The organism is Streptomyces sp. NPDC005648 (genome assembly GCF_040605395.1).
Taxonomy (GTDB): domain Bacteria; phylum Actinomycetota; class Actinomycetes; order Streptomycetales; family Streptomycetaceae; genus Streptomyces.
Map to the genome: position 1 here is coordinate 155207 of NZ_JBEXCS010000010.1, position 7775 is coordinate 162981.

The 7775-nt window shown below is 71.3% G+C and carries 5 protein-coding genes; 4 read left to right on the plus strand and 1 reads right to left on the minus strand.

The features are described 5' to 3' along the window. Positions 1–55: 55 nt before the first annotated feature. The 4 genes from ABZT17_RS08720 to ABZT17_RS08735 all read left to right on the plus strand — a co-directional run bounded on the left by ABZT17_RS08720 (position 56) and on the right by ABZT17_RS08735 (position 5469). Complete coding sequence (locus ABZT17_RS08720; RefSeq protein WP_356345469.1) at positions 56–2008, plus strand: Xaa-Pro dipeptidyl-peptidase; 1953 nt, start codon at positions 56–58, stop codon at positions 2006–2008. Positions 2009–2249: 241 nt separating this feature from the next. Beyond that, positions 2250–3272, plus strand: coding sequence for an oxidoreductase (locus tag ABZT17_RS08725; protein WP_356345472.1), 1023 nt, complete (start codon positions 2250–2252; stop codon positions 3270–3272). A gap of 68 nt (positions 3273–3340) precedes the next feature. Further along, positions 3341–4981, plus strand: a complete 1641-nt coding sequence (locus tag ABZT17_RS08730) for an ABC-F family ATP-binding cassette domain-containing protein (protein WP_356345474.1) — start codon at positions 3341–3343, stop codon at positions 4979–4981. Between the two features lie 32 nt (positions 4982–5013). Beyond that, positions 5014–5469: a DUF1003 domain-containing protein gene (locus ABZT17_RS08735; protein ID WP_356345477.1), complete on the plus strand. Its 456-nt coding sequence runs from the start codon at positions 5014–5016 to the stop codon at positions 5467–5469. A gap of 55 nt (positions 5470–5524) precedes the next feature. Here ABZT17_RS08735 and ABZT17_RS08740 read toward each other — a convergent pair. Continuing rightward, a partial coding sequence (locus tag ABZT17_RS08740) for a Tex family protein (RefSeq protein WP_356345479.1) occupies positions 5525–7775 on the minus strand: 2251 nt, incomplete at its 5' end.

The following is a 7775-nucleotide window of genomic DNA, read 5'->3' on the forward strand; positions in this document are numbered from 1 at the left end:
CTGGCCGTCTACTCCCCTCTTCTGTACGGGAGTTGACCCATGTAGCGTCCCGCGCATGCCGATACGCACGCGCTTCACGACCTGGAGACCGCTCGCGACGGCGGTCGTCGCCGTCCTCATGGCAGCCTTCATGAGTCCGGTCGCCGCCCACGCCGCCCCGCAGACGACGCGGGAGAGCACACCCGTCTACTCCTACGCCGACGCCATCCGCGAGGCCGTGTGGGTGGACACCGGACTCGACGGGGACGGCGACGGGAAGACCGACCGCGTCGCCGCCGACATCGTCCGGCCCCGCGAACCCGCCCAGCAGGGCCGCAAGATACCCGTGATCATGGACGCCAGCCCCTACTACTCCTGCTGCGGCCGCGGCAACGAGAGCCAGAAGAAGACGTACGACGCCAACGGCGACGTCGTCCAGATGCCGCTCTTCTACGACAACTACTTCGTCCCGCGCGGCTACGCCTTCGTCGGTGTCGACCTCGCCGGCACCAACCGCTCCGACGGCTGTGTGGACGTCGGCGGCCGCTCCGACATCCAGTCCGCGAAGGCCGTCGTCGACTGGCTGAACGGCCGCGCCAAGGCATACACGACCCGTACCGGGAACACCCGGGCCGAGGCGAGCTGGAGCAACGGCAGAACCGGCATGATCGGCAAGAGCTGGGACGGCACCATCGCCAACGGTGTGGCCGCCACCGGCGTCAAGGGCCTGAGGACCATCGTCCCGATCAGCGCCATCTCCTCCTGGTACGACTACTACTTCGCCAAGGGCGCCCCGCTCTACGACTCCGGCCCCGACTGGCTCTCCGACTACGTCGACAGCCCCGACGCCCGCGCCAAGTGCGCCGCCGTCCAGCAGAAGATCGTCGACGGGGCTCCGCGCACCGGCGACTGGACGCCCTTCTGGACGGCACGCGACTACGTCAAGGACGCGAGCAAGGTGCGGGCCAGCGTCTTCCTCGTCCACGGCATGCAGGACCTCAACGTCCGCACCAAGCACTTCGGCCAGTGGTGGAACGCCCTCGCCAAGAACGGTGTCGAGCGCAAGATCTGGCTCTCCCAGACCGGCCATGTCGACCCCTTCGACTACCGGCGCGGCGCCTGGGTCGACACCCTGCACCGCTGGTTCGACCATGAACTCCTCGGCTACGACAACGGGATCGACCGTCAGCCCATGGCCGACATCGAGCGTCACCCCGACCAGTGGGTCACCTCGAAGGTGTGGCCGCCGAACGGCACGGCCACCACGACCCTGCGCCCGGCCACCGGCGCCCGGGCGGGAGTCGGCGCGCTCGGCCTGGTCAAGCACAGGGGCACCGAGACCTTCACCGACGACCCGCAGCTGAGTGAGACCGACTGGGCCGCGAAGATCGACACGTCGACCCCCGAGAAGGCCGGATTCGTCACCCGGCCCCTCACCCACGACCTGCGCCTCGCGGGCTCGTCCAAGGTCACGATCACCGCGACCCCGACCACCCCGACGGCCCACCTCTCCGCCGTCCTGGTCGACCTCGGTCCCGACACCATCCGCGACTACGCCGACGGCGCCGAGGGCATCACCACCCTCACCGACCGCAGCTGCTGGGGCGAGAGCACCTCGGGCGACAGCGCCTGCTTCAAGAACACCCGGGCCAAGACGGCGGCCGTCGACTCCACGGTGTTCAGCCGCGGTTGGGCCGACCTCGGCAACCACGCCTCCGACCGCAAGGGCGTCCCGCTCACCCCGGGCAAGGCCTACACCATCACCCTGGACCTCGCGGCCAGTGACCACGTCGTCCCGGCCGGCCACCGTCTCGCCCTGATCGTCGCGGGCACCGACAAGGACCTCATCGACCCGCCGGCCGACAGGCCGACGCTCACCCTGGACCTCTCGCGCACCTCGGCGAGCGTCCCGCTGGTCGGCGGCGCGGCGGCGTTCGCGAAGGCCACCTCGGGCACGGCGTCCACCGCTCCCGCCGCCGCGGCCCCGCAGGGCGTGAGCGGTCCCAAGGGCACGCACCGCGTCCCCTGATCCTCAACCACCGGACAGCCACCGGCGGCCGGGCGATCGAGCCCGGCCGCCCGGGACACGGCACCCCGTGGTCCAAGGCCCGCTCGCCTCTTACACCTTCGACCATGCGTACGCCGGTCGGGCCGGTGCCGCCGTCCCCGCCGACGGTGACATCGTTGTGCGAACCGCTCCGCGCGAGGGGCCCGTAGCGGAATGTCCCATGCCGTGCTCAGAACGCCTTCCCGCCGGGAATACTCACAGCATGTCTGCCGCGTACGCGACCTTCGGCCTGGCACCGGCGATGCGTGCCGGTGGTGTTCTCGCCAACGGTGACTTCCAGGTACACCGGGACTTCGTGGACTTCATCGTCGACGGACGCCCGCTGCTGTTCCAGCTCTCCGACCTCGACGCCGTCTCCCCCCTGGCCTCCGACATCCCGCCCGCGATCTTCACCGAACAGGTCCGCGGCCTGCTCCTGGACGCGGAGCCCCCGCTGCCGGGCGGCCGCTACGTCATCTACGGCTGCCCCGAGTGCGCCGACCTGGCGTGCGGCGCCGTGACCGCGGTCATCGAGCGGGACGGCGACGACTACATCTGGCGGGACTTCGCCTGGCAGACCGACGACCACGCCGACCTGGAACTCAACGGCTACCACGGCATAGGGCCGTTCCGCTTCCACGGCACCGAGTACCGCGACGGGCTCGCCGCCCTCCTCGACGGCGAGTCCCCCGGGCCCCGCCGCCGCGTGCTCCTGATCGGCGCCCGGGTCGCCCTGCTCGCCAAGCTCGCCGCCGCCCTGCGCACCATCGGCATCGGCGCCGACATCGCCCACGACGCCGACGACGTCCACGCCGACGAACTGCGGGGCTACGGCGCCGTCGCCTTCGGCCGCGCGGTCACCGAGGAGGAACGTGCCGCCGTACGCCGCGCCTTCGAGCAGGCCGGCGTCGAGGTGGCGTACGTGGACGGCCTCGCCCCGATAGTCCCCCTCCTGGTCGCCCAGATCGAACACGCCCTGGACCGCAGCCCCGAGGAACGGCGCCGGCTGACCCGCCTGGTGGCCGCCGACGGCGAGGCGGGAGTCGAGATCACCTCCCCCTGCCGGGTGCGCCTCACCGCGTACCGCCTCGACCGCCTCTACCGCACCCACGCCCACGAGGTCTTCGACGGCGTCCTGGAACCGGGCCGTCACCGCATCCCGCTGGACGCCAAGGCGGTCAAGGGCGAGTCCTTCGTGGTGGCACGGACGGCCGGGAGCGTACTGGTGGAGGCCATGACCCGCTGACGCCCCACCTCAGTCGTGGGCCGGCCCGTGGCGTGCGCGGTGGGGTGCGGCCACTAGGATCGCCCCCTGTGAGCGCAACCCTCGTCGCCAAGAACCTCGCCGCCGGGCACGGCGACCGCTCCCTCTTCTCCGGGCTCGATCTCGTCGTCGCGCCCGGAGACGTGATCGGGCTGGTCGGTGCCAACGGCGCGGGCAAGTCCACTCTGCTGAAGATGCTCGCGGGGCTCCTCGCTCCGGAACAGGGCGAGCTGCGGCTCTCCCCGCCCACGGCCACCGTCGGCCATCTCCCGCAGGAGCCGGAGCGCCGCCCCGGCGAGACCGTCCGCGCGTTCCTGGCCCGCCGCACGGGCGTCGCCGAGGCCCAGCGGGTGATGGACGAGGCGACCCAGGGCCTGGTCGACGGCGCGCCCGGCGCCGACGACGCCTACGCGACGAGCCTGGACCGCTGGCTGAACCTGGGCGGTGCCGACCTGGAGGAGCGGGCCGAGGAGGTCGCCGACTCCCTCGGCCTCGCCGTCGACCTGGACCTGCCGATGACCTCCCTCTCCGGCGGCCAGGCGGCCCGCGCCGGCCTCGCCTCCCTCCTCCTCTCCCGCTACGACGTCTTCCTCCTGGACGAGCCCACCAACGACCTCGACCTGGACGGCCTGGAACGCCTCGAACGGTTCGTGAAGAGCCTCCGCGCCGGCACCGTCGTCGTCAGCCACGACCGCGAGTTCCTCACCCGCACGGTCACCAAGGTCCTCGAACTCGATCTCGCCCAGCACCGGATCAACCTCTATGGCGGCGGCTACGAGGCCTATCTGGAGGAGCGGGAGGTCTCCCGCCGGCACGCCCGGGACGACTACGAGGAGTACGCCGACAAGAAGGCCGCCCTCCAGGACCGCGCCCAGATGCAGCGCTCCTGGATGGACAAGGGCGTCAAGAACGCGCGCCGCAAGGCGAACAACGACAACGACAAGATCGGCCGCAAGTTCCGCAGCGAGGCCAGCGAGAAGCAGGCCGCGAAGGCCCGCCAGACCCAGCGCATGATCGAGCGTCTGGACGTGGTCGAGGAGCCTCGCAAGGAGTGGGAACTGCGCATGGAGATCGCGTCGGCGCCCCGGTCGGGCGCTGTCGTGGCCACCCTGCGCGACGCGGAGGTCCGCCGCGGCGACTTCGTCTTCGGCCCGGTCTCCCTCCAGGTCGACTGGGCGGACCGCGTGGCGGTGACCGGCGCGAACGGCGCGGGCAAGTCGACCCTGCTCGGCGCCCTGCTGGGCCGTGTGCCGCTGGACGCGGGACACGCGAGCCTGGGCTCAGGAGTCCTGATCGGCGAGGTCGACCAGGCCCGCCGGCTGTTCCACGGCACGGAGAGCCTGCTGGAGGCCTTCTCCGCCGCCGTCCCCGACACGGAACCCGTCGAGGTCCGCACCCTCCTGGCCAAGTTCGGCCTCAAGTCGGAGCACGTCCTGCGCCCGGCCACCAGCCTCTCCCCGGGCGAGCGCACGCGAGCCGCGCTGGCCCTCCTCCAGGGCCGGGGCGTCAACCTGCTGGTCCTCGACGAGCCGACCAACCACCTCGACCTGCCGGCCATCGAGCAGCTGGAGTCCGCCCTCGACGCCTACGAGGGCACCCTCCTGCTCGTCACCCATGACCGCCGCATGCTGGACGCGGTCCATGTCACCCGCCGCCTCGAAGTGGCGGCGGGCAAGGTCACCGAACGCTAGAGGTTCCCCACAGGGCAGGGAGGAGAGGGGCCATGGGCACGGCGAGACGACCGACCCTGAAGATCACGCACGAACAGGACGTGGTCGCGCGCATGCGCGGCACCCAGGACCGCATCGCGGACGCGATCACGGCCTTCGCCGGGACCATGGCGTTCGTCTACCTCCACGCCCTCTGGTTCGCGGTGTGGATCGTGTGCAACGAGGGTCTGCTGGGCAAGGGCGCGGTCTGGGACCCGTACCCCTTCGGTCTGCTCACCATGATCGTCAGCCTGGAGGCGATCTTCCTCTCCACCTTCGTCATGGTGAGCCAGAACCGGCAGGCGGCCCGCGAGAACGTCCGAGCCGACCTGGACTTCGAAACCAACGTCCGCTCGGAGGTCTGGGCGGTCCACATGGGCCGGGCCCTGGGGGTGGACCCGGTGGAGGTGGAACACCGGGTCCAGGAACTGCTGGCGGAGAACCGGGCCCGTATGAACGAGGGCCGCTGAACCGCCGCTGAACGGGGCGCGACCAGCCACGACGAACCCGTCGCTCCCCACCGCCTCAGCGCTTCTTCGGATCCAGCAACCCCGCCTTGCGCAGCGCGTCGGCCATCGCGCTGTTCGCCGGAGGCGCCGCCGCCTGACGAGCCCCGCCACCGCCGCCACCGCCGGTGCCGCGCCCCCGCTGCTGAGGCGCCCTTCCACCGCGCTGCCGGCGCTCGCCGCCGCCCTGCTGCGCCTGCGGGGCCGACTCGTCGTCGAGCCGCAGCGTCAGCGAGATCCGCTTCCGCGGGATGTCGACGTCGAGCACCTTCACCTTGACGATGTCCCCCGGCTTCACCACGTCCCGCGGGTCCTTGACGAACGTCTTCGACAGCGCGGAGACATGCGCCAGCCCGTCCTGGTGGACACCGACGTCGATGAACGCCCCGAAGGCCGCCACATTGGTGACGACACCCTCCAGGACCATCCCCGGCGCCAGATCGGAGATCTTCTCCACGCCCTCCTTGAAGGTGGCCGTCTTGAAGGCGGGCCGGGGGTCGCGCCCCGGCTTCTCCAGCTCCCTGAGGATGTCGGAGACGGTCGGCAGACCGAACGTCTCGTCCACGAAGTCGTTGGGCCGCAGCGAGCGCAGCACACCCGTGTTGCCGATGAGCGAGGCGACTTCCTGCCCGGACGTCTTCACCATGCGCCGCACCACCGGGTACGCCTCGGGGTGCACGCTGGAGGCGTCCAGCGGGTCCTCGCCGCCGCGGATGCGGAGGAAGCCCGCGCACTGCTCATACGCCTTGGGGCCGAGCCGCGCCACGTTCTTCAGCTGGGTACGGGACTTGAACGGCCCGTTGGCGTCCCGGTGCGCCACGATGTTCTCGGCCAGCCCGGAGGTGATGCCGGAGACCCGGGAGAGCAGCGGGGCCGACGCCGTGTTGACGTCCACACCCACGCCGTTGACACAGTCCTCCACCACCGCGTCCAGCGAGCGCGACAGCTTCACCTCGGACAGGTCGTGCTGGTACTGGCCGACACCGATCGACTTGGGGTCGATCTTCACCAGCTCCGCGAGGGGGTCCTGCAGCCGGCGGGCGATCGACACCGCGCCGCGCAGCGACACGTCCATGTCGGGCAGCTCCTGCGAGGCGAAGGCGGACGCCGAGTACACGGAGGCGCCGGCCTCCGACACCATCACCTTGGTGAGCTTCAACTCCGGGTGCCTGGTGATGAGTTCACCGGCGAGCTTGTCGGTCTCGCGGGACGCCGTGCCGTTGCCGATCGCGATCAGCTCGACGGCGTGCTCCTTGGACAGCCGGGCGAGCTTGGCGATGGCCTCGTCCCACTTGTTCGCCGGGACGTGCGGGTAGATGACGTCCGTGGCCACCACCTTGCCGGTGGCGTCGATGACGGCGACCTTCACGCCCGTACGGAAGCCGGGGTCCAGGCCGAGTGTGGCGCGGGTGCCGGCCGGGGCGGCGAGCAGCAGGTCGCGGAGGTTGGCGGCGAAGACCTGGACGGCCTCGTCCTCGGCGGCCGTACGCAGCCTCAGACGCAGGTCGATGCCGAGGTGCACCAGGATGCGGGTGCGCCAGGCCCAGCGCACGGTGTCGATCAGCCACTTGTCGGCGGCCCGGCCACGCTCCGCGATCCCGAACCTGGAGGCGACGATCGCCTCGTACGAGGAGGGCCCGTCCGTCGGCTCCTCGGGCTCCAGGACGAGGTCGAGGACCTCCTCCTTCTCGCCGCGCAGCATCGCGAGGACGCGGTGCGAGGGCAGCTCGGTGAAGGGTTGGGCGAAGTCGAAGTAGTCGGCGAACTTGGCGCCCGCCTCCTCCTTGCCCTCGCGCACCTTCGCGGCCAGCCGCCCGCGCACCCACATACGCTCGCGCACCTCGCCGATGAGGTCGGCGTCCTCCGAGAACCGCTCGGTGAGGATCGCCCGCGCCCCGTCGAGCGCGGCCTGCGGATCGGCGACGCCCTTGTCGGAGTCGACGAACGCGGCGGCCGCGGCGAGCGGCTCGACCGACGGGTCGCCCAGCAGCCCCTCGGCGAGCGGCTCAAGACCGGCCTCGCGCGCGATCTGCGCCTTCGTACGGCGCTTGGGCTTGTACGGCAGGTAGATGTCTTCGAGCCGTGCCTTGGTCTCGGCGGCGCGGATCTGCGCCTCCAGCTCCCCGGTGAGCTTGCCCTGCTCGCGCACCGAGTCGAGGATCGCGGCGCGCCGCTCCTCCAGCTCCCGCAGATAGCGCAGCCGCTCCTCGATCGTGCGCAGCTGCGCGTCGTCGAGCATCTCGGTCGCTTCCTTGCGGTAGCGGGCGATG